At 59.3% G+C, this 25,528-nt stretch carries 22 protein-coding genes; 16 read left to right on the plus strand and 6 right to left on the minus strand.

Features of this window, described 5'->3' with window-relative positions:
- Positions 1-12: 12 nt before the first annotated feature.
- Positions 13-984 (minus strand): Bug family tripartite tricarboxylate transporter substrate binding protein, encoded by a 972-nt coding sequence (locus tag ACNA0J_RS04280; RefSeq protein ID WP_415816748.1) that lies wholly within the window; start codon positions 982-984, stop codon positions 13-15.
- A gap of 209 nt (positions 985-1,193) precedes the next feature.
- On the opposite strand from ACNA0J_RS04280, the gene ACNA0J_RS04285 reads away from it, so the two are divergent.
- The 4 genes from ACNA0J_RS04285 to ACNA0J_RS04300 all read left to right on the plus strand — a co-directional run bounded on the left by ACNA0J_RS04285 (position 1,194) and on the right by ACNA0J_RS04300 (position 4,940).
- Positions 1,194-1,826, plus strand: a complete 633-nt coding sequence (locus tag ACNA0J_RS04285) for a flavin reductase family protein (RefSeq protein WP_415816750.1) — start codon at positions 1,194-1,196, stop codon at positions 1,824-1,826.
- Entirely contained in the window at positions 1,823-2,647 is an 825-nt protein-coding gene (locus ACNA0J_RS04290) for an IclR family transcriptional regulator (protein WP_415816752.1), read from the plus strand. The genes ACNA0J_RS04285 and ACNA0J_RS04290 overlap by 4 nt, the downstream gene beginning before the upstream one ends.
- A 91-nt stretch (positions 2,648-2,738) precedes the next feature.
- On the plus strand, positions 2,739-4,508 hold the full coding sequence (locus ACNA0J_RS04295; RefSeq protein ID WP_415816755.1) for a thiamine pyrophosphate-requiring protein: 1,770 nt from the start codon (positions 2,739-2,741) through the stop codon (positions 4,506-4,508).
- 102 nt (positions 4,509-4,610) lie between these two features.
- On the plus strand, positions 4,611-4,940 hold the full coding sequence (locus ACNA0J_RS04300) for a glycine zipper domain-containing protein (protein WP_415816757.1): 330 nt from the start codon (positions 4,611-4,613) through the stop codon (positions 4,938-4,940).
- 167 nt (positions 4,941-5,107) lie between these two features.
- On the opposite strand, the gene ACNA0J_RS04305 is transcribed toward ACNA0J_RS04300, so the two are convergent.
- Both ACNA0J_RS04305 and ACNA0J_RS04310 read right to left on the minus strand, forming a co-directional pair.
- Positions 5,108-5,611: a YciE/YciF ferroxidase family protein gene (locus tag ACNA0J_RS04305; protein WP_415816759.1), complete on the minus strand. Its 504-nt coding sequence runs from the start codon at positions 5,609-5,611 to the stop codon at positions 5,108-5,110.
- Positions 5,612-5,730: 119 nt separating this feature from the next.
- Complete coding sequence (locus ACNA0J_RS04310) at positions 5,731-6,960, minus strand: MFS transporter (RefSeq protein WP_415816761.1); 1,230 nt, start codon at positions 6,958-6,960, stop codon at positions 5,731-5,733.
- 109 nt (positions 6,961-7,069) lie between these two features.
- Here ACNA0J_RS04310 and ACNA0J_RS04315 point away from each other — a divergent pair, with 109 nt between their 5' ends.
- Positions 7,070-8,023, plus strand: coding sequence for a LysR family transcriptional regulator (locus ACNA0J_RS04315; protein ID WP_415816763.1), 954 nt, complete (start codon positions 7,070-7,072; stop codon positions 8,021-8,023).
- On the opposite strand, the gene ACNA0J_RS04320 is transcribed toward ACNA0J_RS04315, so the two are convergent.
- Both ACNA0J_RS04320 and ACNA0J_RS04325 read right to left on the minus strand, forming a co-directional pair.
- Complete coding sequence (locus ACNA0J_RS04320; RefSeq protein ID WP_415816765.1) at positions 8,006-8,689, minus strand: GntR family transcriptional regulator; 684 nt, start codon at positions 8,687-8,689, stop codon at positions 8,006-8,008. The two genes, ACNA0J_RS04315 and ACNA0J_RS04320, sit on opposite strands and share 18 nt — an antisense overlap.
- Before the next feature lie 71 nt (positions 8,690-8,760).
- Positions 8,761-9,258 carry a V4R domain-containing protein gene (locus tag ACNA0J_RS04325; protein WP_415816767.1) on the minus strand — a complete coding sequence of 166 codons (498 nt, stop codon included), beginning with the start codon at positions 9,256-9,258 and terminating at the stop codon, positions 8,761-8,763.
- Positions 9,259-9,480: 222 nt separating this feature from the next.
- Between ACNA0J_RS04325 and ACNA0J_RS04330 the strand changes: the two genes are divergently transcribed.
- The 6 genes from ACNA0J_RS04330 to ACNA0J_RS04355 all read left to right on the plus strand — a co-directional run bounded on the left by ACNA0J_RS04330 (position 9,481) and on the right by ACNA0J_RS04355 (position 16,832).
- A complete protein-coding gene (locus tag ACNA0J_RS04330; RefSeq protein ID WP_415816768.1) occupies positions 9,481-10,983 on the plus strand; it encodes an ABC transporter substrate-binding protein in 1,503 nt (500 codons plus the stop codon).
- Positions 10,983-11,999 (plus strand): ABC transporter permease, encoded by a 1,017-nt coding sequence (locus tag ACNA0J_RS04335; RefSeq protein WP_415816770.1) that lies wholly within the window; start codon positions 10,983-10,985, stop codon positions 11,997-11,999. The genes ACNA0J_RS04330 and ACNA0J_RS04335 overlap by 1 nt, the downstream gene beginning before the upstream one ends.
- The gene (locus ACNA0J_RS04340) at positions 11,999-12,895 is read left to right on the plus strand and encodes an ABC transporter permease (protein ID WP_415816772.1); all 897 of its coding nucleotides are present in this window, start codon (positions 11,999-12,001) and stop codon (positions 12,893-12,895) included. The genes ACNA0J_RS04335 and ACNA0J_RS04340 overlap by 1 nt, the downstream gene beginning before the upstream one ends.
- 4 nt (positions 12,896-12,899) lie before the next feature.
- Complete coding sequence (locus ACNA0J_RS04345; RefSeq protein WP_415816774.1) at positions 12,900-14,843, plus strand: dipeptide ABC transporter ATP-binding protein; 1,944 nt, start codon at positions 12,900-12,902, stop codon at positions 14,841-14,843.
- 118 nt (positions 14,844-14,961) lie between these two features.
- On the plus strand, positions 14,962-16,275 hold the full coding sequence (locus ACNA0J_RS04350) for an aromatic ring-hydroxylating dioxygenase subunit alpha (protein ID WP_415816776.1): 1,314 nt from the start codon (positions 14,962-14,964) through the stop codon (positions 16,273-16,275).
- Positions 16,272-16,832, plus strand: coding sequence for an aromatic-ring-hydroxylating dioxygenase subunit beta (locus ACNA0J_RS04355; protein WP_415816778.1), 561 nt, complete (start codon positions 16,272-16,274; stop codon positions 16,830-16,832). Before ACNA0J_RS04350 ends, ACNA0J_RS04355 begins: the two co-directional genes overlap by 4 nt.
- Positions 16,833-16,844: 12 nt before the next feature.
- On the opposite strand, the gene ACNA0J_RS04360 is transcribed toward ACNA0J_RS04355, so the two are convergent.
- Complete coding sequence (locus ACNA0J_RS04360; protein ID WP_415817133.1) at positions 16,845-17,885, minus strand: site-specific integrase; 1,041 nt, start codon at positions 17,883-17,885, stop codon at positions 16,845-16,847.
- Between the two features lie 263 nt (positions 17,886-18,148).
- On the opposite strand from ACNA0J_RS04360, the gene ACNA0J_RS04365 reads away from it, so the two are divergent.
- The 5 genes from ACNA0J_RS04365 to ACNA0J_RS04385 all read left to right on the plus strand — a co-directional run bounded on the left by ACNA0J_RS04365 (position 18,149) and on the right by ACNA0J_RS04385 (position 25,488).
- A complete protein-coding gene (locus ACNA0J_RS04365) occupies positions 18,149-19,141 on the plus strand; it encodes a DNA-binding protein (protein ID WP_415816780.1) in 993 nt (330 codons plus the stop codon).
- A 267-nt stretch (positions 19,142-19,408) separates the two neighbouring features.
- Positions 19,409-20,440 carry a SphA family protein gene (locus ACNA0J_RS04370; protein ID WP_415816782.1) on the plus strand — a complete coding sequence of 344 codons (1,032 nt, stop codon included), beginning with the start codon at positions 19,409-19,411 and terminating at the stop codon, positions 20,438-20,440.
- A gap of 119 nt (positions 20,441-20,559) precedes the next feature.
- Positions 20,560-22,188 carry an arylsulfatase gene (locus ACNA0J_RS04375; protein WP_415816784.1) on the plus strand — a complete coding sequence of 543 codons (1,629 nt, stop codon included), beginning with the start codon at positions 20,560-20,562 and terminating at the stop codon, positions 22,186-22,188.
- Between the two features lie 112 nt (positions 22,189-22,300).
- Entirely contained in the window at positions 22,301-23,674 is a 1,374-nt protein-coding gene (locus ACNA0J_RS04380; protein ID WP_415816786.1) for a glutamate decarboxylase, read from the plus strand.
- A 113-nt stretch (positions 23,675-23,787) separates the two neighbouring features.
- Complete coding sequence (locus ACNA0J_RS04385; protein ID WP_415816788.1) at positions 23,788-25,488, plus strand: aspartate:alanine exchanger family transporter; 1,701 nt, start codon at positions 23,788-23,790, stop codon at positions 25,486-25,488.
- The last annotated feature ends 40 nt before the right edge of the window (positions 25,489-25,528 follow it).

The raw sequence follows: 25,528 nt of genomic DNA on the forward strand, positions 1-25,528 counted from the left end.
TCGATGTGGGGATTAATTCGCGGTGATGCCCGCGCGTTCGATGATCGGGGTCCATCGCGCGTCTTCGGCGGCCAGGTATTTCGTGAATGCCTCAGGCGTGCTCGCGCGTGCTTGAGCGCCGAGGTCGTCAAAGCGTTGAATGATGGTGGGATCGGCCAGGACCTGGGTCAACGCGGCGCTGAGACGATTCAGAATGTCGGGTGGCGTGCCTTTCGGGGCCAACAATCCCGTGAATGTTGCCGCCTCCATGCCGGATATCCCGGCCTCGGCAAAGGTGGGCACGTCCGGCATCGACGGCACGCGCTTGGCTGTCGTGACGGCCAAGGCGCGCAAACGGCCCTCCTTGACGTATGGCAAGGCGACCGAAATCTGATCAAAGTTGAAATCCACTTGGCCTCCGATCAGGTCGGTGGTAGCGGGCGAATTGCCTTTGTAGTGGGCCGTCGTCCAGTGCGCGCCGGTCAGCGACTGCAGCAGCTCGCTCACCAGGTGATTCGTAGTGCCTGCGCCGGGCGAAGCCATGGTGAGCCTGTTGGGATCCTGCTTTGCCATTGCGATCAGATCGCTCATTGTCTTCACCGGCAATTTGGGATTCACCTGCAATACCAGCGGGGTGTACGAGATCGAACTGATAGGTTCGAAATCGCGGTCCCATTTATAAGCCTGGCGATTGAAAATCAGCGGACTGAACAGTAGCGGTCCATTGGCTGCCATGAACAAGGTGTAGCCGTCCGGCTCAGCGCGGGCAACTTGCTCGCCGGCGATCATGCCGCCTGCGCCGGGCTTGTTGTCGACGATGAATGGTTGACCCAGCGCGGCTTGCAATCCCGGCGCAATCAGGCGCGCGGCAACGTCCACATTGCCACCGGGAGGATAGGGAACCACGATTTTTACAGGTTTGTCGGGCCATGCCGCGACGCTGAGCGAGGCGTATGCACTGAGCGCGATCGCAGCGCAAGTTCGCAGGATGAGTGGGAAATGCATGTCGGTCTCCTGGTTCGTTTTTGTCGTGTTTCTGTTGTGTTGGAACTCTAAAAACTTGCTCCCTAACCGACAATCGAGAAATTCGAAAAAAGTCCGAATATTGGACTTAATCAGGAATCTGCCAGAGCAGCATCGCAAACCACATCCGCAAACCCGGGAGAATATCGGTACTTTGTAGTTCAATATACGGACTGAAAAAGAGACGTCTCATGCGCATTTCTGCCCCCGACCTCAACCCCGAACAGATTTACCGGCTCATGAGCGGCATCGTGGTGCCGCGACCGATCGCCTGGATCAGCAGCCTGAACGCCCATGGGCAAGTCAATCTGGCGCCTTTCAGTTGCTATACCTTTGTGTCCAATACGCCCCCCATGATTGGCGTGAACATCGGGCGCAAGGCCGGCACACGAAAGGACACTGCCAACAACATCGTCACACACGGCCATTTTGTGGTGAATATCGGCGACGAGACGCTGCTTGATGCAATCCATATGAGCGCCGAGGAACATCCGCCAGAGGTGAGCGAGGCGCAGCTGTTGGGACTGTCGGTCCTGCCGGGCGAGGCCATTGCCACGCCGCGTATTGCCGAGGCGCCTATCAGCCTGGAATGCCGGTTCCATAGCGCGACACCCTATGGCTACACGGGGGCCGAGTTTTACGTAGGCGAAGTGCTGGTGTTCCATATTCGCGATGGGTTGCTGCAGGACGGCAAGATCGACACCACACAATTGCGGCCGATCTGCCGTATCGGCGGCCCGAACTATGCGTCGCTGGGTCCCATCGTGACCAAACGTGCAATACGCCAGACGGCCAAGACGGTGATGGCGGGGGATTCCACATGAGCACGACCTCGACGGAAGATTCGGCAGGCGGCGCGCAGACGGTGCGCCGCGCATTAAGCATCCTGCGTCTGGTGGCCTGCGGCCAGGAACGTGGCGTCAGGTTGATTGATCTGGTGCGTATGTCCGGATTGAATCGGCCAACGGTGCATCGCTTGCTCAAGACGCTGATCCAGGAAGGCGCCGTTGAGCAGGACACGGATACGCGGCGTTATTTGATTGGGCCGGAAATCAGTTTGCTGGGATTGGCGCGGACGCGGCGTTTTCCATTGTTGACGGTGGCGGATCCCTATCTGCGGGAGCTCGCTGACGAAGTGGGCGATACGGTGTTCCTGAGCATTCGGCATGGACACGACTCGATCTGTATCGGGCGCCATACAGGACATCACCCGATTCAGGTGCTTTCCATCGAGGTCGGTGTGCGGCGCCCTTTGGGGCTTGGGGTGTCCGGGGTGGCATTGCTCGCTTGTCTGTCTCCCGAGGAAAGCGTTTCTTTGGTACAGCAGAATGCTACGCGTCTGGAGGTGCAGGGTGAACACGTCCATGACGTTCTCGCCAGTGTCGAACAGGCGCGTGCGCTGGGCGGCCTGGCGCACAAACCCGCCGGGTTGATGCCGGGCACGAGCGCGGTAGCCGTTCCCATCACGGGCACAGATGGCCAGGCGTTGGGGGCCGTTACCGTGACGGCGATGGCCGAGCGGCTGGCCGAACAGCGCTTTCCTATGGTGGTGGAGCGTATGCGCCAAGCAGCGGCAGCTATTGCAGCGCGTCAAGCGCGCGTTTCCGATAGGCACCTCGAGGGGCAGCGATCACGCTCAGTCTGATCCCGCATCGAGTCCGCCCGTAACCGCTACACCAGGCATGTAACTTGCGCCGCCCCGGTTATTTCGCATTCACGCGTAATTGGGGGCAAGCATGGCAAAGACAGTAGCGGATTTTGTGCTGGCGCGACTGGCAGAATGGGGCATCGACCGCGTGTTCGGTTACCCGGGCGATGGCATCAATGGTCTGATCGGCGCATTTGGGCGCGAGGGACAGGCCATGCGTTTCATCCAGTCGCGCCACGAGGAAGAGGCTGCCTTCATGGCATGCGCCCATGCCAAATTCACGGGGCAGATCGGCGTGTGCCTGGCAACGTCGGGTCCAGGCGCCATTCATTTACTCAATGGCTTATATGACGCCAAACTGGATCACCAGCCCGTAGTCGCCATCGTGGGCCAGCAGGCGCGATCGAGCCTGGGTGGGGACTTTCAGCAGGAAGTCGATCTGGCGGCCTTGTTCAAAGATGTCGCCCGTGATTTTGTGCAAGTCATGAGCACCGCCGAGCAGGCCCGTCATCTGATCGATCGCGCCATGCGGATTGCGCTGGAGCGGCGCGCGGTCACATGCATCGTGATCCCGAATGATGTGCAGGATTTGCCAGCTGTGCCGCATCCGCCCCAGCGGCACGGCATGATGCATACCGGTATAGGGGCAGTGTCACATTCGCATGTGCCGGGCGAGGATGCCTTGCACAATGCCGCGTCCGTATTGAACCGCGGACGCAAGGTGGCGATCCTGGCAGGCGCTGGCGCCTTGGGGGCATCGGACGAGCTCGCCCAGGTTGCCGAACGCCTCGGTGCAGGGGTGGCCAAGGCGCTGCTGGGCAAAGCTGTGCTCTCGGACCGTTTGCCATATGTCACCGGCAGTATCGGGCTGCTGGGCACCGTGCCTAGCTGGAGGCTGATGCAGGATTGCGATACCTTGCTGATGGTCGGTACAACTTTTCCGTACACGGAATTTTTACCGCCCGAAGGGCAGGCCGGTGGCGTGCAGATCGATCGCGACGGCCGTGCGCTAGGCCTGCGCTATCCGATCGAGGTCGGCCTGGCGGGCGATGCGAAGCAAACCTTGGCCGCACTGCTGCCGTTGCTGGAGCAAAAAACCGACCTGGACTGGCGTCATGACATCGAAAAAGACGTCGCGCGCTGGCGCGAGGTCGTGGCGGCGCGTGCGCAGACCCGAGGTGAATTGATCAACCCGCAACTGCCGTTTCTGGAACTGTCGAAACGCCTGCCTGACGACAGTATCGTGACATGCGATTCGGGGTCGGCGGCCAATTGGTATGCGCGCGACGTCGACGTTCGTCCTGGCATGCTGGCGTCGATATCGGGCGGGTTGGCGACCATGGGGTGCGCCGTACCTTATGCGCTGGCGGGCAAACTGGCCTGGCCTGAACGTCCCGTGGTCGCGCTGGTCGGCGATGGGGCGATGCAGATGAATGGCATCAATACGCTCATTACCGTTGCGGATCGCTGGCGTGATTGGAACGATCCGCGTTTTGTAGTGCTGGTGCTCAACAACGGCGATTTGAACCTGGTCACGTGGGAACAACGCATCATGGGGGGTGACCCTCGATTCCGCGATTCGCAACGATTGCCGCCGTTCTCGTATGCGGAATATGGCAAGCTGCTGGGCCTGGAAGGCATCCGGGTAACGGATAGCGAAGACGTCCCTTCGGCCCTTGATCGCGCATTTGCCGCGGACCGCCCTGTGGTGCTGGAGGTCATGACAGATCCCGAGGTGCCCCCCATGCCGCCACACATTACGTCCAAGCAGTTTGGCGCCTATATGCAGGCATTGCGCAAGGATCCGGCAGGCGGTGCTGCGTTGCGTGCCACATTGAAACAGTGGTGGGCGGGCTGAACGGCTCGTCCCGTGCGATAGCTGCAATCCCTGGCACGGGACTTGCGGCGCATGAGGCCAAGCACGGCATTCTGCGCGTGCAGAGACGGATCAGGAGGCGATATGCATAAGCAGCATCACAGCGACGACACCCGCGATCATGACAGTGGCACACTGAGCAAATTGGTGCATAGCACCGAAGAGCTGCTGCGCCGGACTGCAGCATTCGGTGGCGCGGACGTCGAGGCCGGACGCGATCGTTTAAAACGTGAATGGGATGCGGCCAGTTCGCGTGCGTCAGATTGGCAGGATGCCGCAGGCGCCGGAATCAGGCATTTTTCCCGAGCAGCAGATCGTTGCGCGCATCGCCATGCGTGGGAATCCATAGCGGTAGCAGCCGTAGTCGGCGCGGTGATCACGGCGTGCCTGATGTCGAAGTCTACGCGGCGGTAAAACGAATGCGAGTTCAGCTGGAGCAAGCACGCGAGAACCACAGTAGTCAGTCATAGACAAGAGCCGAACCCGACGCCGGCTCGACAAAACCGAAAACCGATGGGCCCCGGATGCACCGGGTCCCATCGGATGATTTTTAATTACGTATCGACTCGGCCAGTCCAATCTCAAGCTGCACTTTTTTGTGCGGCTTTTTCGTTGGCGCGGCGCAGCGCCAGGGTATTGAGTTTTTCATCGGCGCCTTTCTCCTCGGCTAATGTCTCCTTCAGGAGTTTCACCGCTTCTTTGTGGCCCAACTGATCGGCAAAGGTGCATAGCGTGCCGTAGCTGGCAATCTCGTAGTGTTCCACTTTCTGTGCAGCGCCAATCAGCGCAGCATCCAGGACTGGGCCTTTTTTTATCTCGTCAATGATGTCACGGCCTTCTTCGACCAGACCCTCCATCGCGGCGCATTTGATGCGTTTGAGGCGTATGCCCAGGACTTCGACAATCTGGTCGATACGCTCGACCTGGCCTTGCGTTTCCTCGAGGTGATTGGTAAAGGCCTTGGCAAGCTCGGGATCCTCTGACGCGCGGGCCAATTTGGGCAGTGCCTTGGTGAGTTGCTTTTCGGCATTGTAGATATCGGATAGCTCATGCACGAACAAGTCTTGCAGGGTTTTCTCAGCCATGAATTTCTCCAAGTGGTGATGTGGCGCAAGATCGCGGCACATCACCACATTCAGCAAGTCGCGTGCCGTGAGATAGCTGGGCGCGCCGTATCGCTGCTGCTATCCAGCCGGCTCGACGATCACGCTTGTGCGGGAGTCAAAGCGCCCGACCGCATCAGTCTCAACGCCAGCGCTCCCAACGAGGCAACCGTAGCCAATACGACAACCCCGATCCAGCCATAGTGAGCCAGCGCCACGCTGCCCAATGCTCCGCCAGCCGCCATGCCGATGAACATGCCTACCATCAATACGGCGTTCAATCGGCTGCGTGCGGCGGGGTCCAGGCTATAGACCAGGCTTTGATGTGCGATCAATGACATCTGAATGCCCAGGTCAAAGCCAATCGTGCTCACCGCGATCAGCACCAGTGCTGCTTGCGCAGGCAACATCGGGACAACGGCCATCAGCGCAAACGAAACCGCTGCCAACAAGGCTCCACGACGGCTCACCACGGCCGGGCCGTGGCGGTCTGCTGCGCGTCCGGCCAATGGGGCTGCCAACGCGCCGGCGGCTCCGGCCAGGCCGAACGCACCTGCCGCCCCCGCACCGAGATGAAAGGGCGCAGCGTGCAACATGACGGCCAAGGTGGACCAGAACGCGCTGAAGGCCAGAGACAACAAGCCCTGTGCGAACACCGCGCGGCGCAACTCGCCATACTGCCGCCACAACGAGCCGAGCGAACTCAGCAAGGCGCCATAGGGCAGGGTGGTCGTCGGTGCAAAACTGGGCAAGCCCCGTGATAGCGCGGCCCCCAATACGACGATGGCCACGGCAGCCGCCATGAACATGGCGCGCCAGCCAAACTGCTCGGCCACCAGTCCGCTGACCACCCGCGACAACAAGATACCCAAGAGCAGCCCTGTCATGACCGAGCCGACGATACGGCCTCGATGTTCGGCAGGCGCCAGGGTGGCCGCGGCCGGCACGATGTCCTGAGCGAGCGTGGCCGCCAGGCCGACGGCGAAACTGGCCGCTAACAAGGTGCCCATGCCTGGGGCCAGTGCCGCGAGCAACAGCGCCAAGGCCAGCGCCGCGATCTTGCCCAGCATGATGCGTTTGCGGTCATAACGATCACCCAGCGGCGCCAACAACAAGATACCTACCGCGTAGCCTAATTGCGTCAGCGCCGGGATCCAGCCCAGCGTGGCATCCTCTGCGCCGAAATCGTTGCCCAGAATCCCCAGCATGGGTTGGTTGTAATACAGCGAGGCGACTGCGAGCCCTGCACCCGTCGCGAGCAACAGCACGCGACTGCTCGACAGGCCCGGTTGGGCAGGAGAAGAAATGGAATGACTGGTAGTGGCCGACATGATGATTTTCCCGTGTGAATACCCGGTTCGAAGGGCATGGCGGCATTCTGGACTTGCATGATACGTATTGGTAGTGGCCTAAAATGCAGAACGGTTATACGATAAACGTATGAAAGAACCTATCTTCGGGGCAGACCGCTTCCAATTGCTGGAAACCTTCGTCCGCATTGTCGAGGCGGGCAGCCTGTCTGCGGCGGCGGCGCAAATGGGCGCGACACAGCCCACGGTGAGCCGCCGTCTGCAGGCGCTGGAACGCGCGTTCGGCGTTCGGTTGATTCAGCGCTCTACCCATGCGATGGGCCTGACAGAGGAAGGGCAGCGCTGTTACGAGCGCGCGCTGGAACTCCTGAAAGCCTGGCAGACGCTGGAAGGCGATGTGCATGGCGCGAGCCAGCAGCCCGCCGGCACGTTGCGTGTCGTGGCGCCCCATGCATTTGGCCAGGACCAGTTCATCGAGCCGTTGGCCGATTATCTGAGCCGCTATCCCGACATGCGGGTCGAATGGTTGTTGCATGATCGCCTGCCTGACTTCATTGGCGAAAATATCGATTGCGCGATTCGGGTAGGGCATGTGCTAGATCCGTCGCTAGTCGCCATCAAGCTGGGAGAAGTCCCGCGTCTGGTCGCGTGCGCACCGGCATTATTGCAAGGGCGTACCGTGCCTGAACACCCTAGCGAACTGACGGATCTGCCATGGGTGGCGTTGCGTACGTTCTACCGCGAAGACATTGAGTTGATCCACCGCCAAACGGGCGAACGCGTCCGTGTGGAAATCGCGCCGCGGCTGTCGACGGACGGTCTGCGTGCGGTAGCAAAGGCCATGCGATTAGGCTTGGGGGCAGGGGCGGCCTCGTCCTGGGCGTTGGTACAGGACTTGACCGCGGGCAAGCTCGTTCACCTCGTCCCCGAATGGATGGCGGAGCCGCTGCCTGTGCATCTGATTTATGCGCCGTCCCGTTTGCAACCTGTCAGGCTGCGCAGGTTTATCGACATCATGAAAGCGCACCTGCCAGCAGAGTTGCAGGCGTCGCAAGCAACGGCCGGCTCAACTGCCGCGTTCTAAACGCTGCTGGTAGGCGTTGTAATAACATGCGGCCGCCGCCCGCGCATGCGTCAGCATGCGGGTACGCACCAATTCCGCATCGCCGGATAGAAACGCCTGATACAACCCCTGCATGCCATCCAGAATGAGTTCCCGTACCTCGGAATCATCCATCGTCATCAAACGCACGACTTGAACATGATCGATATACCTCGAGATGGCGTCGGCCAATTGGCGATTGGGCACCATGGTCAGCCAGGCCCATCGAAAACGCGCGTTATCGCGCATGAATTCATCGATGTCGCCAGTCTCGTGGGCATGTTGCGCCTTTTCTAACGACGCGCCCATTTCTGCCAGGCCTTTAGGCTGCGCATGCAGCGACGCCGAGGCCGCTGCCGGCGGCTCCAGCAAGGTGCGGATTTCAAAGATTTCGTTCATCTGCGCGAGCGTATAACGGCGCAACACAAATCCGCGTGCGGTGCCCTCGAGCAGGCCCTCGCTGGTCAATTGCATGAGAGCCTCGCGCACAGGCATGCGCGAGACATGCAGCTCGCAAGCGATGTCATGGTCAACGAGACGGTCTTCCAGACGGATCTGTCCCATCTGGATGCGCTCTCGCACAATACCGTAGACGCGTTCGCGCAGATTGGGTTTGCGCGGGGTTTTGCTATGTGTTGTTGTCGTCATGTCCACTGCCATTTTTACACTAGGCCACACCCCGTCAGGAAAGCGCAAAAGGCAGCAGACCGTAGACGTTCCTAATCGGTTTGTGCCTGAAAGACGCACTGTGACGCCCCCATGCACGCACACTGTGTTTCATGCACGCTTGCGGCTTTGCCCAGCACGAGCGCCGTCACGGCCTCGAGCATACCCGCAATGGCGTGGCAGACCGGGGCGTCGCTTGATCCGGCAGCACTGGCGAACGGGCTATTGTGTACGGTCAACGTCAGCGCCTCTGCAGGTGTCCAATCAAATCGCCACACGCCCCAGCCTAGATCTGCAGCGGATTCTGCCATGACTTGCAAAAAAGCCTCGGTGTCTGCCGTCCCGCTCGCCCGATAAGCACGAGCCGATGCGCCGCCTCGGTTCCGGACCGACGCACGCAGGCTCTCGAAGGCGCGTTGCCGGTCGGCGGCGGGCAGGGCGGTGAACAGCCCCATCAGCACATCCGCTCGCATCATGACGTAGCGGCGATCGGCATCCAGGATCTGCCCAGACGCCGTATCCCAATTCAATCGTTCGTGTAATTGTCCCATCGCCAGGCCTCGGTTTGTTCTAGAAATATACTCTTTTGATGATGGTAAGTAGATGAAGTTAGGGTAAATAATTAGTTTAAAGCTCAACTAATCGTGTTTAAATTCAAAACAATATATTCTTTTCCATGCCCAGATTGGGGCTCCCGAAATCATTCCGGCATCGGAGGCCGTATGAGTATCGCGAGGTTGGTAAGATGGTCTGCCAGGTCTCTGGCATCTTGTTTGTTCGTCACCTGTGCCAGCCTGGCGGCAAGCGTTGCCCAGGCCCAGACGCCCGCGGCCGAAGAAGAACTGAAAATCGTCTATCCCGTCGACGTGCCATCCTGGGACCCGACGGCGGTCACCTTTCCGGCGGGACAGTCGGTGTACAAGGCGGTGTTCGATTCGCCACTGTTCATTGATGGCGATCTGAAACTGCAGCCGTCGTTAATCAAAAGCTGGAAATGGGCTGATGACAAGAACACGCGGCTGACGGTTGAACTGCGCGACGACGTGACCTTTCATGACGGCAGCAAGCTCACGACCGAGGATTTCAAGTACAGTTTTTTTGACCGGCCCAAGAAAGACAAAAAGCTCGCGATCAATGGGTTCTTTGGTTCATTGAAAGACATCGAGGTCGCCAGCCCGACCGAGGCCACGATGGTCTTTACGACGCCGACGCCCACGGCGCCGAATTACCTGGGGTTCCTGACTTCGTATATCTTGCCCAAGGCCTACATCGAGCGTGTGGGCGAGGACGCTTTTCAAGCGAACCCGATCGGCGCCGGCCCGTACAAGATCGTGCGCTACGAGCGCGGTTCGCGCGTGATTCTCGAGGCCTATGACAAGTATTGGGGCCCCAAGCCTGCCATCAAGCGTGTGGTGTTCGAATTTGTGCCGGACGCCTCGGCCCGCGTAGCCATGCTGGAGTCGGGCAGGGCAGATGTATCGGTGCAGATCCCGCTGCGCGAAGTGAACCGTCTGGCAAAAAATGCCAACCTCACGGCCAAGATTTATCCCTATAGCGAGATTTTCATTTTGCAGATGCCGAGCTACGTGGAGGCGTTTCAGAATGAGCACGTCCGGCGTGCTCTGCACATGGCGATCAATAAACAGGCCATTTCCAAGGCGTTTTACGGCAACGTGGCCAAGCCCATCTCGGTGCTGGCTACGCCCGGATCCCCTGGCGATGTGCCGGGTTATGAATTCAAATTCGACAAGAAGGCTGCTCAAGAAGAACTCGCCCGCGCAGGCTACGGCCCCGACAAGCCCCTGAAAATCCAGTTCCTCTCGACCAACAACGCCTTTCCGAGCGACTACGAAATGGCCCGGGCCATCGTGCAGATGTGGTCGCAGATCGGAGTGCAAGCCGATTTGCAGGAGATCACGCTGGCGAAATATCTGGAACTGAGCCATTCGTCCAAGGTGCCTGGTGTCATGCTGTATAGCTGGGCCAATGCGACTGGCGATCCTGAAATTTTCGCAGGCAAAATCCTCGATCCACGCCTGCGTTTCTCTACCTGGAAAGAGCCTGCGCTGGCCAAGACGATTGATGATCTGGCTGCCTTGGGCGATCCTGCCAAGCGTTTCGAGGGCTATCAAGCCCTGGCACGCGAGTCCACCGAACATGCCTGGAGCCTGCCGTTGCTGCAGTCGGTGGCGACCATCGCCTACAAGAAAAACCTCGACATCAAGGTTTACCAGACCGCCTACATCCTGCCCGCCGAATACCGCTGGAGCAAGTGATGCTGGCTGCGCTGCTGTCCCATTTCACACGCCGGCTGATGGTGGCGGTGCCCACCATGCTGGCCTTGTCGGTCGTCGTGTTTATCGTGCTGCGTCTGCTGCCCGCCGATCCGCTGGGCATGATGCTACCGCCGAATGCGACGAATGCCGAGGTCGAGGCGCTACGCCACGCGATGGGATTGGATCGATCGTTGCTGGTGCAGTATGGCATCTGGCTGGGGCACGTATTGCAGGGTGATCTGGGCCGGTCTATCAGTTCCGGGGTTCCTGTCACGCAGCTCATTGCCCATACCTTGCCCGCCACGCTGGAGCTGTCGTTCGTGGCGCTGTTCCTGGCGCTGTTGATCAGCGTGCCGGGCGGATTGTTGCTGTATGTGCTGCACGACCGGCGTGGTGAACTGGTGGCTGACGCAGGCCTGGTGCTGTTGATCTCGATCCCCGGCTTTCTGTGGGGCATTTTTCTGATGCTGGGGTTCGGCGTGTACTGGCCGGTGCTGCCGTTTTCAGGGCGTTTCAGTTCTGATGTGGTCGCGGCGGGTCCGACGGGATTTGTGCTCGTCGATTTTTTGCTGCGTGGTCAGTTGGGGAATTGGGTGGACGCTTTGTCGCATCTGATTTTGCCGGCTACCGCATTGGCCCTGGGTTTCAGTCCACTGATTGTGCGTGTATTGCGCGCCAGCTTGCTGGAAGTCAGTCATGAACAGTACGTCACGGTCGCGCGTTTGCGTGGCCAGCCGGAATGGCGCGTGATCTTGCGCCACATGTTGCGTAATGCATTCCTGCCTACCTTGACGCTCATCGGCGTGCAGTTTGGTTTTCTGTTCGGTGGCACTTTGCTGATCGAAATGATTTTTTCATTTCCAGGACTCGGCAACATGATGGTGCAGGCCGTTCGCAACCATGATTTGCCCTTGATCCAGGGGATTTCGCTGGTGTTTTGCGCAGTCATTCTGCTGATCAACGCCAGTGTTGATTGTCTATATGCCGTCATTGATCCCCGCCTGAGAACGAGCTGATGTCGACTTTGCCTATCTCTACGCGCCCGTGGCGTACGGGTTTGTCTCCGCTGAAGGCGGCAATGCGCGCATCGCCCAAGGCGACCATCGGCGGGGCAATCGTGCTGGTGCTGGTCCTGATCGCCATATTTGCGCCCTACATTGCGCCCAATGACCCGCTGGAACAGGATCTATTGTCGCCACTGCTGCCTCCAGCCTGGGCGGCCGATGGCATGGCGCAGTTCCCGCTAGGTACCGACAGCCTGGGGCGCTGTGTATTGTCGCGATTGATTTTTGGCACCCGCATTGCGCTATGGGTGGGGCTGTGCGCCGCGACCGGCGCCACGCTGGCCGGCTGTGTGCTGGCGCTGATTGCCGCCTATTTCGGTGGCCGTGTCGATCGCGCCATTGGGTATCTGGTCGATCTGTGGATGTCCTTTCCGCCGGTTGTGCTGTCGTTGATCCTGATGGTGGGCCTGGGGACTGGGGTAGGGAATGTGATCCTGTCGATCATCTTGGTGGACTGGACGCGGTTTTGCCGGGTCGTGCGCGCCGAGGCCTTGAAAATCCGGCGCAATGACTACGTCACCGCTGCGCGCTTGATGGGATTCGGCCATTTGCGCGTGATTCTGCGCGAGATGCTGCCTGGACTCGTTCCGCTGATTCTGACCTTGTTCAGTCTGCAGATCGGTATTGCCATCATTGTCGAAGCGATTTTGAGCTTTGTTGGTCTGTCGGTGCCTGCCGATGTGGTCGCCTGGGGCGTCATGATCGCCGATGCCCGCAGCACGATGCAGGAGGCCATCTGGACATTGATTGCGCCGGTCGTCGGCATCGTGTTGACGGTCTTCGGATTCAATCTGCTCAGTGACGGACTGCGGCGAGCGCTGGATCCGCGTCAGCGTGCGAGGAACTGAACCCATGTCCTTATTGCAATTGAGCCATTTGACCTTGACCGTGGATGTTGCGCTGGACGATGCCGGCAACACCGCGCCCGCCGATGTGCTGCGCGATATCACGCTCAGTGTCCCGGAGGGGCAGATGCTGGGCCTGGTCGGGGAGTCCGGCGCGGGGAAAAGCATGATCGGCCGGATGGTCGCGGGTACCATCCCCGCGGGTTTTCGCATCAGCCAAGGGGTGCTCACATTCAAAGGGCAGGATCTCAATCAGATCAAGCCCGCTCGACGCCGCGAACTGCTGGGGCGGCAGATCGCTTTTATTCCGCAGGAGCCGCTGTCGGGTCTGAATCCGGCGCTGACCGTCCGCCAACAGCTTTTCGAGCACCTGCGCCATGTGGGGATTCCCGCCGCGCAGCGGGAAAGCTATGCCAGCTCGCGGCTGGCCGAGGTCGGACTGACCGATGCGAAAGCCATGCTGGCACGCTATCCGCATCAGATGTCGGGCGGTCAATGTCAGCGCATCCTGATTGCGATGGCATTCTGCGGCGACCCTGCATTGATCTTTGCCGACGAGCCTACCACGGCGCTGGATGTGATTACGCAGGCGCAGATCATGCAGGTGCTGGCCGAACAGCAAAGGCGACACAAGACGGCGGTAGTGCTGGTGACGCACGATTTGCGCTTGGCTGCACATGTGTGTGATTCGATTGCAGTGCTGTACGCGGGCGAGATCGTCGAGCTGGGGGCGGCGCGGCAAGTGCTGGACGCGCCCTTGCATCCCTATACGCGCAGCCTGAAAGAGTCCGCTCCAGGGATGGGGAAATCGACCCGGCTGCTGCAGGCCTTGCCGGATTTCATGCCGGGGTTGAAAGATTTTGCGCGCATCCAAGGCTGCCGCTTTGTCTCGCGCTGCCCGATACGCCAGGACGGCTGCGCCACGCATCATCCTGCATTGTCATCGCGAGAGGATGGGCGCGCCGCGCGGTGCCTGGATCATATTCCTGCCTGGCCGGTCAACGAGGCCGATGGCATCGATGCGCTCGCGGCATTACGTAGCGGCCCGCCACCCGGCAGTAGGTCGTCCGTCGTGCAATTGCGCGATGTCGCGCTCTGCTATCCCGGTCCGGCTCGTTTGTTCCGGTCCAGCGAGTCCATCCAGATATTGGAACCCTTGAGTGTCCACGTTGAGCAGGGCGAATTTCTTGGCATCGTCGGCGAGAGCGGCAGTGGCAAAACAAGCCTTGCGCGCCTGATGGCCGGCATGGTCGCGCCGACAGCGGGGCAGATTGAGTACCCCGGTTCCGCCAGCGGCAACAGGCGGCTCGGGACGAACATTCCCCTGGCAGATCCGCGCGATGTGCAATTGGTGTTTCAGAACCCCGATTCGGCATTGAATCCCCGGCGTCGTGTTGGCTCCCTCGTCACGCAGATCCTGGAGGTCAGTCAACAGGCCCGCCTGCGTGCGGGTGCCGCCACTCAAGACCGCAACCAGATTGCGCAGCAATTGCTGGCCTCGGTGGGCCTGCCGCCCGAGGCGGTGGACCGGCTACCGTCGCAGCTATCGGGTGGACAGAAGCAGCGCGTCAACATCGCCCGCGCCCTGTGCGTGACGCCACGGATGATTGTGGCCGATGAAATCGTGTCCGGCCTCGATGTCTCGGTGCAAGCCTTGATCCTGAATCTGTTGCTGCAACTGAAACAAGAGCTGGGGATTGCGCTGGTGTTCGTATCGCACGACCTGGCCGTGGTGCGCTATCTCTGTACGCGTGTGCTGGTGCTGCACAAAGGCCGCATCGTCGAACAGGGACCGACTGATGAGGTGTTCGAGCAACCCAGCCATCCCTATACCCGCGCACTGATCGCGGCAGTTCCGCCAGATTCTGCTGCCCAGGCATGGAGGCCCGCGGTCCGGGATGCAGACGCTGCGTTGCACGCAACGCCTGCCGTACAGCGTGCGGCTGCCTAGATCACGGCTCAGGAGTTGTGCCGCCAAGCCGTCACTCGCGTTTATCCCCCAGCCGTATAGTTTCGCGGCTGGATCCATTTCTGTTCCCGGCAACGTACCGGGTTATCCGGAGCAACCAATGCGTGAGTTCTCATCCACGACACCACTGCGATCTCTGATCGAGCCGGATCGTGTACACCGGGATCTATACGTGGATCCCGATCTCTATCGGACCGAAGTCGAGCGCCTATGGACGCGTGCCTGGGTGTATCTGGGACACGAGAGCCAGATACCGAACGTCGGCGACTACACCACGATCGATATCGTCGGGCAGTCGCTGATCATGCTGCGCAAAAGCGCCGCCGAGGTGGTCTCGTTGATGAACCGGTGCGCACACAAGGGCAGTCAACTGGTACACGAGCGTCAGGGGAATTGTGGGAAATTCCTGCGTTGCCCTTATCACGCGTGGACCTACAAGCTCGATGGTTCGTTGTTGTCCGTTCCCCTGAAAAATGACTACGAGGGCACGCAACTGTCGAGCTGCCCTTCCGGGAAAGGCTTATCCAGCCCCGGCGCGACGATCAATTACAAAGGTTTTGTGTTTGTGCGCCTCAGTGATGAGGGGCCGGATTTCGAGTCCTATTTTGGCGAGGCGCTGGCCACACTGGACAACATCATCGCCCGTGCGCCGGAGGGTGGGGTAGAGGTGTTGGGTAAACCGCTGCGCAACATCATTCGCTGCAACTGGAAACTCTATCTGGAGAACGTGAACGATACCGTGCATCCGATCTCCACCCACGAGTCCGCAGCCAGCGCGGCCAAACATGTCAGCGAACACTTGCCTGAGGGCAGCGATACCGTTTTGGCGATGGAACAATTACTGCCGTTTGGCGCGGGCTACAGTTTCTATTCGGAAATGGGCGCTCGCGTGCTGCCGCACGGCCATAGCATTCTGGGCACGAAGTTCAGTATTCACACGGGCTATGCACCGTTGCCGGATTATCAGGCCTCGCTGGAGTCCCATTATGGCAAGGACGAGGCCGAGCGCATTCTCAGTTTCTCGCCGCAGAACACCGTGTTTTACCCGAGCCTGGCTGCGAAAGCCTCGCCGATGGTGTTGCGCGTCATCCGTCCGTTGTCGGTGAATGAGACCTTGATCGAAGTGTGGGCCTTTGCGCCAAAAAACGCGTCGGCCAGATTGCGCCAACGCGCTTCGTCGTACGCGCGGCTGGTGTTTTCGCCCATGTCAGTGGTGGCGCATGATGATGTGCATTTGTTCGAGAGCCAGCAGCAGGGGCTGCAATGCTTGGGTAACGAATGGCTGAGCCTGCATCGTGGCTACCGCGAGGGCGAGATCGACGCGAGCGCTGTTTCGTTAGACAGCGGCAATAATGAACTGGTGATTCGCAATCAACATCGCGGGTGGCTGGGGCTGATGGAGGATGCGTCATGAGTCAGGCTATTGCGGATGGAGAGCCGATCGTGAATCAGGTCATTGCGCCAACAGCATTGGAGACCGCAGCTGCGCATGCCTCATTGACCAACTTCGTGTATCACGAGGCGATGCTGCTCGATACGCGGCAGTATGAGGCGTGGCTGTCGTTGTTCACGCAAGACGGTTTGTACTGGATGCCGCTATCTCCTGACGACGGTGTGACAGACTCCACGCCACCGGACGAGTCCCCGGCTTTGTTGTACGAGGACTTATTGCTTTTGCGCCTGCGCGTGCAGCGATATGCCAATCCGCGCGCTCATTCGCTGCATCCGGCGGTGCGAGGGCTGCGGGTGTTGCAGGCGCCTGCGGTCATCGATGCCGACGAATCGTCCGGCAAGTTCCACACACGCACTCCGTTTATGTATGTGGAAACGCAAGGCGATACGCAGCGTGTGCTGGCGGCCACCGCCTATCACACGTTGGTTCGTGAGGCGGGACAATGGCGGATACAACGAAAGAAAGTCGTCTTGCTTAACGCAGATGCGAGTTTGCCGGCGATACAGTTGTTGTTGTAGGTGGCAGTGAAATCAATCGCCGCTGATTGAATTGGCGGCTGGGTGAGGGGCAGGGGCCTCGCTGAACTCGGAATCATTTTCCAGCAAGCGCCCGGCCTTGGCAGATAGGGCCGCCCCGGCCCGGTGATAGCCCACGACGCTGACGACACTCGCATGTCCCGTCATCGCCATGGTCTCGCCGAGCGGCAGCCCCTGACGGCCGGCCTCGGTGACAAAGCCCGACCGCAGGCTATGGGCGGCGTAGTCTCCGGACAGCCCGGCCAGGGCGGCACGCGCCTGTACGATCTTGCGCACGGCCTCGGCTCCCAATCCCTCGCCGATCACGCCCCCGCGCCGCACACGGCGAAACAACGGCCCTGATGTGATCCCGGCGGCACTCAACCATGCCTCTAAGGCGATCGCCGCGCGGCCTACCACGGGTTTGTAGCTGTCGGCGCGTTCGACGCCTTCCTGGTTAGTCTTGGAGTGTCCCATCGTGTAGAGAAATCCCTCGGGGACGCGGCGTGTGTTTTCTATTGTGGCGCGTACGATTTCGGAGCGTCGCCGGCCGCCGCTGGCCCATCCAAACAGCAGCAGGGCGCGATCACGCAGCCCGATGAGCGAGTCGTCGCAGGTCGCCAGGAGCTGTTCCAGTGGCTCTTTGGTCAAGGCGTCTTTGCGCGCCGGGCGGTCGCCGCGTTTTGCGTAGGCGCTGCGCACGCGCTCCAACAACATCTGCACGGCCCGGCTGCGGCAGGGGTTGGGCAGGTCTTGCGTTTCATGCGCCTCGGACAGGACCGCTAGGCGGTGGCGGACCGTCGCGAGCTTGAATGGCCCTGGTTTGCGTTTGACCCTGGCGGCCACCAGGGCCGCGTCAACGTCAGCAGGCAAGTCATGCGCCAGCCCCTGATTCGTGACGTGCTCGACATGATCGGCGATGAACTGCATCACCGTATTGACCGGCACGGGCAGCAGAAAGGGCGTACCCAATCGCAATTGATGCCAGGCCGCCCAATATTGAATGGCTGATCGATAGGCGGCGAGGGTGTTTTCCGAGCTGCCTTCACGCAGCAGCGCTTGAATCGATGCGTCGCTCGCACCAAGGCTGTCTTGCAGCGTTCCAGCAGCCTGGGCGCGTTGTACAACAGCTCGCGAGGGGCCAAATCGCGCATTTTTCACTGAATTTCTCGCATAAACATAGAATGTGTTCTATATAATATGTAGTACGTATTAAATAATACAGAAATATTGAATTAGGGCGGATAACTTTTAATTATCCACCCTAATTTGCCAGAAACAGGAGCCAGCGCCAAGCTGGCCGCGAACAGAGATCCATCATGGCGATAGGCGTTCAAGAAGCAGACGTGTGGGCAGCAGCAGATGCGCTGCTGCAATCGGGCGAACAGCCGACCATCGAGCGGGTGCGTCTGCATCTCGGGCGTGGCTCGCCCAATACGGTGGGGCCTCATCTGAAGGCGTGGTTTCGCGGTCTGGGCGAACGTCTGGTGTCAGGGCAGAGCGCAGACAGGGGTATTCCCGATCTGGTGACAAAAGCGGTGACGCAAATTTGGGAAACGGCCTTGGCAGCCGCCCGCGAGGGGTGCGCTACTGAGGCGGCTGCACAGCGCCGGGAACTCACCAACGCTCAAGAAGCGCTGGCTGCCGATCGCGAGGCGCTCGCGCAAGACCGAAACCGGCTGCGAGCTCGAGAAACGGATCTCCAAACCAGTGCTCAGGCTGCTCACGCACAGGCGGCCGCGACGGAGGCTCGTCTGCAGGCTGCCGAGGCACAATTACGGGAAAGCGCACAGACCGAGAAAGCGCTCAGCGCCGAGCTGGCATCGGCTCACGATCAGATATCAGCATTGCAGCAGTTGTCGCAACAGGCGCACGTCTCGCAACAGCAGGCCTTGGAAGCCGCCGAAATGCGGCACGCCGCACATGAACGGCGTTGGCTGATCGAGGTCGACGAGTTGCGGCAAGCGTTAAAAAAGGCGCAGGAAGACCAGGAGCGCGCACGTAAGGCCGCCGACGTCTCGGCGTTGCGTCATCAGCAGGCGATGGAGCAGGCCCGTGCGGATACGGACGTTCAGCTTCAACGGGCAATGAAGGCCGAGGCTGCCGTGCAAATATTGACCGCGCAGTTGGAGGCGGGCACGCAGGCCACGCTGGCGGCGCAAATACATTGGGAAAGCACGGTGGCGCAACTGTCGGCGCAGATCAACGCCTTGAGTGAACAGATACAGACAAAGGATCGGCAACTGGAGCTCGTGATGCAAGCCGGCCCGCGTCGCCGTCGCGCCGCCAAGGCCCCGTCCGAGAAGGAATAGCCGCCAGTGCCAGCGCTGCGCTTGCCGAGATGTTGCGCGATATGTTCTGCAAGAAAATATCTGTTTATTGCGAATCGGTAATCTGTGGGCGGCTGATCTGCAGCCCATTCGAGGTAGTGAATGTCTCAAAATGCCAAGAACTAGTAAAACGATGGCATTGTTGTTAAAAATTACTCTACAATTTGCGACAAGCCTATATTTGGTTACGACGGGCCCATGATTTGACGCGGTTTGCCTTTTTGCAGTGTTGTTAAAGCGGAGGGCTTGATGGCAGCAAAAGGTTGGGGCAAGTTCATTTCGAATGTGTGGGTTCGTGTGACGGCACCATCCCGCCATTTCGGGGCAGGGTGCAAGAGACTTACCATCGCGTGCGTCGGGCTCGGCGCAGCATTGTCGTCAACGTCCAGTTGGGCTACCGAAGGTGCCCTGGGCCGCCAGATCACCGGTACTAATGTCTTGCCTAACGCGGGCATCGTCGCGCCGGAACCTATCACCGCGGTCAATCTCACTCAAATCTATTTTGACGGGTCGATTGGTGCCCATCGAGACGTGCCCATTGCGGGCAAGACCTCGCTGGGCCTGGACGGCAAGATCTCTTTTACGCTGCTGTCATTGCTTAAGACCTGGGATACGGACACAGGCAAATGGAATTTTGCCTCCGGTATCACCATCCCCTACGTATGGACCAAGGTCGAAGCCTCATTGAGCGGCTCTCAACGAGGCGCGAGCACGAGCGATATCGCCTCGAACCTGTTCGATTTGTACTTCACGCCCATTGTGGCCGGCTATCACTTTTCCGAAACTTCGCATATCGCTTTGAGCCTGAATGTCTGGGCGCCGACAGGGAAGTATGACGAAGACGATATGGCGAACCCCAGCCTGAACAACTGGACATTCATTCCGCAGGTCGCCTATACCAAGATCTTTCCCGAATCGAAATGGCAGCTCGACATGGTGGCGGGCCTGCAGATCTATACCAAGAATCGCGCGACCGACTATCGCAATGCGCCGCTGTTCAGCATGGACGTGATGGCGCGCAGGAAATTCGACAACGGCCTGAGCGCCGGTTTGATCGTTGGGACCCAACAGCAGTTGGGCAACGACAGCGGCCCCACGGCGGATCGCTTGAACGGTTTCAAAGGACGTGATTGGGCCTTGGGTCCCATCGTCACGTATGACAGGAAGCTCCCTGGCGAGCGATCGTTGTCGTTGAGTTTGCGTTGGGTGCCGACTATCAGCAGCAAGAACCGGTTGGATAGTAATGACACGGTCATGGCAACTGCCGCATTGATTTTTTAGTTAGCTAAGATCGGCTCTGTTAAGCCATCTTTAGTCCGAGCGTGCCGGATATATAGCGCGTACCGAGTGATGAAAGTGCATTGTTGCGGGTCTTTGTTTCAGATGAAGAGGAGTAAGCAATGAGTACGACCGGACGGTTAGGCGCTATATTCGCTGTGGGCTTGCTGGCCTGCGCAGCGGGTTGGCAAGCACAGGCTCAGCAGGCTAGCGCCGGCGATGCCAACAGCAAGAAGCCCAATATCCTGGTGATATTCGGTGACGATATCGGGCAGGCCAATATCAGCGCCTATAGCCATGGGGTGATGGGGTATCACACGCCCAACATCGACCGCATCGCCAAGGAAGGCATGATGTTCACCGACTATTACGCCGAAAATAGCTGCACGGCGGGGCGGTCGTCGTTCATCACGGGCCAGACGCCATTGCGTACGGGCTTGTCCAAAGTGGGTGCGCCCGGCGCCACAGTCGGGCTGCAAGCGGGCGATATCACCATTGCCCAGGCCTTGAAGGCACGCGGCTATGTGACGGCTCAATTCGGCAAGAACCATTTGGGCGATCGGGATGAGTATCTGCCGACCAATCACGGTTTCGATGAATTTTTCGGCAACCTGTATCACTTGAATGCCGAAGAAGAACCCGAACGTCCGTACTGGCCTCAGGATCCCAATGACCCGTATGTCAAAAATTTCTCACCACGCGGCGTAGTCAAGGCGTCGGCCGACGGCAAGGTCGAGGATACGGGTGCGTTGACCAAAAAGCGCATGGAGACGATTGACGACGAGACCGTCGGCGCAGCGATTGATTACATCGACAAGCACGGCAAGGGCGACAAGCCGTTCTTTGTGTGGATGAACACCACGCGCATGCATATCTATACGCACGTGCGCCCCGAGTATCGTGGCAAGAGCGGGATGCCCGGCAACGAGTATGCCGATGGCATGTGGGAGCATGATCAGGACGTGGGCAAGCTGCTGAAGAAGCTGGACGATATGGGCATTGCCGACAACACGATCGTGGTTTACACGACGGATAACGGCCCCAATGCCTTTACCTGGCCAGATGCCGCCACGACACCGTTCCGCAGCGAAAAGGACTCGAACTGGGAGGGCGCGTTCCGTGTGCCCGCCATGGTTCGCTGGCCGGGGCAGATCCCGGCCGGCAAGATCCAGAGCGGCATCGTTTCGGGGTTGGATTGGTTCCCGACGCTGCTGGCTGCGACAGGCGATACCGATATCAAGGACCGCCTGCTCAAGGGATGGACACCACCGAATGGCAAGCTCAATTACAAGGTGCATCTGGATGGTTATAACCAACTCGCTTATCTGACCGGCAAGACCGACAAGAGCGCCCGCGACGATTTCTTTTACTTCAATGATGATGGGAAATTGGTGGGTATGCGTTTCGGCAACTGGAAGGCGGTGTTCTGCGAACAGCGCACGCCGGGGAATTTCAATATCTGGCAGGATCCCTTTGTCTGCCTGCGGGTGCCGAAGATCTTCAACCTGCGTATGGACCCCTACGAGCGGGCGGACATCACCTCGGATCAGTACAACGACTGGCTGGCCAAGAACTCCTATTTGACCGCGATCGCTACGATGAAGGCATCGGAATTTCTGGAGACTTTTGTGACGTATCCGCCTAGCCAACGCCCGGCGAGTTTCAGCATTGACCAGGTCGAAGAGCAGGTGCACAAGACCATCGACAAGCATTTCGAAGAGCAGGCCAAGCAAAAGGCGCAGTCGAAGTAGCACTGTCGCATTACTTATCGTCCGTGGTGCGNGGNCATGCCGTTCTGACGACGGCATGTCCGCCCCGGTGTTCTCGTCTGCGCGGCTTTGCGCGCTTTAGAAAGGTGCCAGAATGACCCAATCTAATTTGCTATCGACACCGTACGACCAATTCAATATCGAGGTGCCGGAAGACCATTTTCCGGAGGACGGTATGTCCGCCCGCGCCGCTTATGCACTGGTGGTCAGCGACGAGTGGATCGACACTAATCCCATGTTGAACATGTCGTCGTTCGTGACGACGTTTGCCGAGCCGGAGGCCGTGCGCCTGGCCGAGCGAAACATGTTCAAGAACTATATCGACCACGACATGTACCCGCAGTTGTTCGCCATGGAAAATCGCATGGTGAAGTGGCTGCATCGGCTGTGGAATGGCCCGGCCGATGCGATGCCGTACGGGACGGCTACGGTGGGATCCTCCGAGGCATGCATGCTGGCCGGCCTGGCGCATAAATGGAACTGGCGTCAGCGCAGAGAGCGCGAGGGCAAAGACGCCACGCGTCCCAATATGGTGACAGGCGGGAATGTACAGATCGTCTGGAAAAAATTCCTGCGCTATTTCGATGTCGAACCGCGCATCGTTCCGTTGAAACCCGGCCAATATTGCCTGACTGCCGAGGACCTCGATAAGTATGTCGATGAGAATACGATAGCAGTGGTAGCCATCGCCGGCCAGACGTTCACGGGCGAGGATGACGACATTCAGGGCATTCACGATTGGTTGGATGACTATGAGAAAAGAACCGGGGTCTCTGTGCCTATGCACATTGACGGCGCGTCCGGGGGCTTTGTGAATCCTTTCTTGTATCCGGATTACAAATGGGATTTTCGTCTGCCGCGCGTGCTGTCGATTAACGCGTCGGGGCACAAGTACGGCCTGACACCGCCGGGTCTGGGATGGGTGGTGTTCCGGGAACGCAAGATTTTCAACGAGGATCTGGTGTTCTATGTCAATTATCTGGGCGGTGAAATGCCTACCGCGACATTGAACTTCAGCCGGAATTCTTTCCAGCTGGCAGTGCAGTACTACCAGTTCCTGCGCCTAGGTTTTGAGGGGTATCGCCGCATCATGCAGCGCACGCTCGATAATGCGATAGCCTTGCGCCAGCGCCTGGTCGATAGCGGCTATTTCACAATCATGAACGATACGCAACGTATTCCGGTGGTTGCGGTGACGCTGGACAAGAAGATCAAGAACTTCAACGAGTTCGACGTTTCGAACAAGGTGCGCGAGCGCGGCTGGGTGATTTCCGCCTATAGCATGCCGCCTGATGCGGAATCGGTGCGCAGTCTGCGCGTTGTGGTGCGCCCGCACATTAATCACAACGTGGCCATGACATTGGCCACCGACATCATCAACGCGTGCAAGTATCTGGAGCAGCATGGTGGCACGGCGACGCCACCGGAACTGCATGATCCGCACAAGACAAGTCCGGCGAAATGTTGATGCAGGCATGGATCAATCGTCGCTAGGTTGGTCATGAGTTGGGGGCGTCGCACGGCTTCCCGTGCTGGAGTCGTGCGGCGCGCTTTGATATCCGCGTTTCCAGGGTACACATCATGCAAGCTTCCATGCATTTCCTCGGGGACAATCCCTATATCTTGCTATTTCTGACTATTGGTTTGTCTGTTTGGGTGGGCAAGTTTTCGGTGAAAGGCTACGGCCTGGGCGCGGTGGCGGCCGCCATTATTGTCGGTTGCCTGATGGCCACGGTGGGATCGCTTTATGGGGTCAAATTCCATCTGGATGACTTCGCCAAATCGCTGCTGTATTACTTGTTCATGTATGGGGTGGGACTGCGCGTAGGGCCGTCGTTTCTGAATGCATTGAACAAGGAGTCCATCAATTACGCCATTCTGGCCGTGATTGCGCCCATCCTCGGGTTGGGGATCGTGGTGTTTGGCACGCGTTTTTTCGAGCTGCCGTTAGGGGCGGCTGGCGGTATGTTGGCCGGATCGCAGACCATGTCCGCGGCGATCGGCTCGGCGGAGCAAGCGGTCAGCTCCGGCGTCATGTCGATGGGGGCAGGCCAAACGCCCGAGCAAGTCAGTGCCATGATCGCCTTGTCCTACGGTATTACGTACATTTGGGGCACCGTCGGCATCATTCTGCTGTGCAAGTACTTGCCCAGGATTTGGGGGGTCGACGCCAAGGCTGCTGCACAAGAATTTGAAAAACAACACGGCGTGCCGAATGTGGATGATGCGGGCCTCACGGCGTTTCATCCTTTTGATCTGCGCGCCTACCGTGTAGAGAATCCGGAATCCATCGGCAAGACTGTCCAGCAGTTTCGCGAACGTTTTCCGCAGTATCAGGTCGTCAATGTCGAGCGCGGCGACCAGATGCTGGGCCCCGGGACCGACACGCAATTCCAGCATGGTGACATCGTGGCGCTGGGTGGCCGCCTGGAGGAAATGACGGCCAATATGGGCGTTCTCGGACCCGAGGTCCCTGATGCGAAGGTCCTCACCATTCCGCTGGATCAAGCAGAGATACTGGTGACCAACAAGGAGGTCACAGGACGGCCGTTGAAGACGTTCCGAGGCTCGGAGCTGGCAGGTCAGATCCAGCTGCAGCGCATCGAACGCAGCGGCGTGCCATTGCCCATCGGTTTGGAAACGACGCTGCAAAAGCGTGATGTGCTGTTCGTCACGGGACTGCAGTCGGCGGTAGGCAAGGCCGGAGAGATCTTCGGTACTATCGCGCGCCACAGTTCGGCGACGGATCTGCTGACGCTGTCGTTTGGCATGATTCTGGGATTCTTGATCGGCCTCATCGAGGTACCGGCTTTTGGCGCCAATGTCGGCCTGGGTAATGCCGGGGGGCTGCTGCTGTCCGGCATTATCGTGTCCTCGATCTCGTCGAGACTGCGCTTTTTCGGCAATACGCCGAATGCCGCGCGCAACATCCTGGAGGATCTCGGCCTGATCGGTTTTGTGGCGATTGTCGGCATTAACGCCGGCGCTGATCTGCTGAGTCAGTTGACGGGGGCGATCGCGCTGAAGATCTTTATTGTGGGCTTTCTGGCTTCTACGATTCCGCCCATTATTGTGTGGGCCATCGGGTTCCACATCATGAAGATCAATCCGGCCTTGCTGATGGGGGCTACCGCTGGCGCGCGCAGCCACTCGGGACCGGCGCGAGAGGCGGCCAAGGAGGTGGGGTCCAGCGTGCCCTGGCTGAGCTTTCCGGTGGGATATGCGGTGTCGGGCGTATTGCTGACGGTGTTCGGTTATTTCGCCATGATTCTGGCGGGTTGAATGCGCCCTGGCCGGGGTGAGCCGATTCATGCGGCGCACC

Source organism: Bordetella tumbae, assembly GCF_965139195.1.
Lineage (GTDB): Bacteria > Pseudomonadota > Gammaproteobacteria > Burkholderiales > Burkholderiaceae_B > Bordetella_A > Bordetella_A tumbae.

Excerpts from the sequence above, each read along its gene's own strand:
- ACNA0J_RS04350 (WP_415816776.1), top strand. The coding sequence starts at position 14,962 with ATGCGTGAGTTCTCATCCACGACACCACTGCGATCTCTGATCGAGCCG.
- ACNA0J_RS04315 (WP_415816763.1), top strand. The coding sequence starts at position 7,070 with ATGAAAGAACCTATCTTCGGGGCAGACCGCTTCCAATTGCTGGAAACC.
- ACNA0J_RS04285 (WP_415816750.1), top strand. The coding sequence starts at position 1,194 with ATGCGCATTTCTGCCCCCGACCTCAACCCCGAACAGATTTACCGGCTC.
- ACNA0J_RS04340 (WP_415816772.1), top strand. The coding sequence starts at position 11,999 with ATGTCGACTTTGCCTATCTCTACGCGCCCGTGGCGTACGGGTTTGTCT.
- ACNA0J_RS04325 (WP_415816767.1), bottom strand. The coding sequence starts at position 9,258 with ATGGGACAATTACACGAACGATTGAATTGGGATACGGCGTCTGGGCAG.
- ACNA0J_RS04385 (WP_415816788.1), top strand. The coding sequence starts at position 23,788 with ATGCAAGCTTCCATGCATTTCCTCGGGGACAATCCCTATATCTTGCTA.
- ACNA0J_RS04305 (WP_415816759.1), bottom strand. The coding sequence starts at position 5,611 with ATGGCTGAGAAAACCCTGCAAGACTTGTTCGTGCATGAGCTATCCGAT.
- ACNA0J_RS04320 (WP_415816765.1), bottom strand. The coding sequence starts at position 8,689 with ATGACGACAACAACACATAGCAAAACCCCGCGCAAACCCAATCTGCGC.
- ACNA0J_RS04375 (WP_415816784.1), top strand. The coding sequence starts at position 20,560 with ATGAGTACGACCGGACGGTTAGGCGCTATATTCGCTGTGGGCTTGCTG.
- ACNA0J_RS04370 (WP_415816782.1), top strand. The coding sequence starts at position 19,409 with ATGGCAGCAAAAGGTTGGGGCAAGTTCATTTCGAATGTGTGGGTTCGT.
- ACNA0J_RS04355 (WP_415816778.1), top strand. The coding sequence starts at position 16,272 with ATGAGTCAGGCTATTGCGGATGGAGAGCCGATCGTGAATCAGGTCATT.
- ACNA0J_RS04335 (WP_415816770.1), top strand. The coding sequence starts at position 10,983 with ATGCTGGCTGCGCTGCTGTCCCATTTCACACGCCGGCTGATGGTGGCG.
- ACNA0J_RS04310 (WP_415816761.1), bottom strand. The coding sequence starts at position 6,960 with ATGTCGGCCACTACCAGTCATTCCATTTCTTCTCCTGCCCAACCGGGC.
- ACNA0J_RS04380 (WP_415816786.1), top strand. The coding sequence starts at position 22,301 with ATGACCCAATCTAATTTGCTATCGACACCGTACGACCAATTCAATATC.
- ACNA0J_RS04280 (WP_415816748.1), bottom strand. The coding sequence starts at position 984 with ATGCATTTCCCACTCATCCTGCGAACTTGCGCTGCGATCGCGCTCAGT.
- ACNA0J_RS04295 (WP_415816755.1), top strand. The coding sequence starts at position 2,739 with ATGGCAAAGACAGTAGCGGATTTTGTGCTGGCGCGACTGGCAGAATGG.
- ACNA0J_RS04300 (WP_415816757.1), top strand. The coding sequence starts at position 4,611 with ATGCATAAGCAGCATCACAGCGACGACACCCGCGATCATGACAGTGGC.
- ACNA0J_RS04365 (WP_415816780.1), top strand. The coding sequence starts at position 18,149 with ATGGCGATAGGCGTTCAAGAAGCAGACGTGTGGGCAGCAGCAGATGCG.
- ACNA0J_RS04345 (WP_415816774.1), top strand. The coding sequence starts at position 12,900 with ATGTCCTTATTGCAATTGAGCCATTTGACCTTGACCGTGGATGTTGCG.
- ACNA0J_RS04290 (WP_415816752.1), top strand. The coding sequence starts at position 1,823 with ATGAGCACGACCTCGACGGAAGATTCGGCAGGCGGCGCGCAGACGGTG.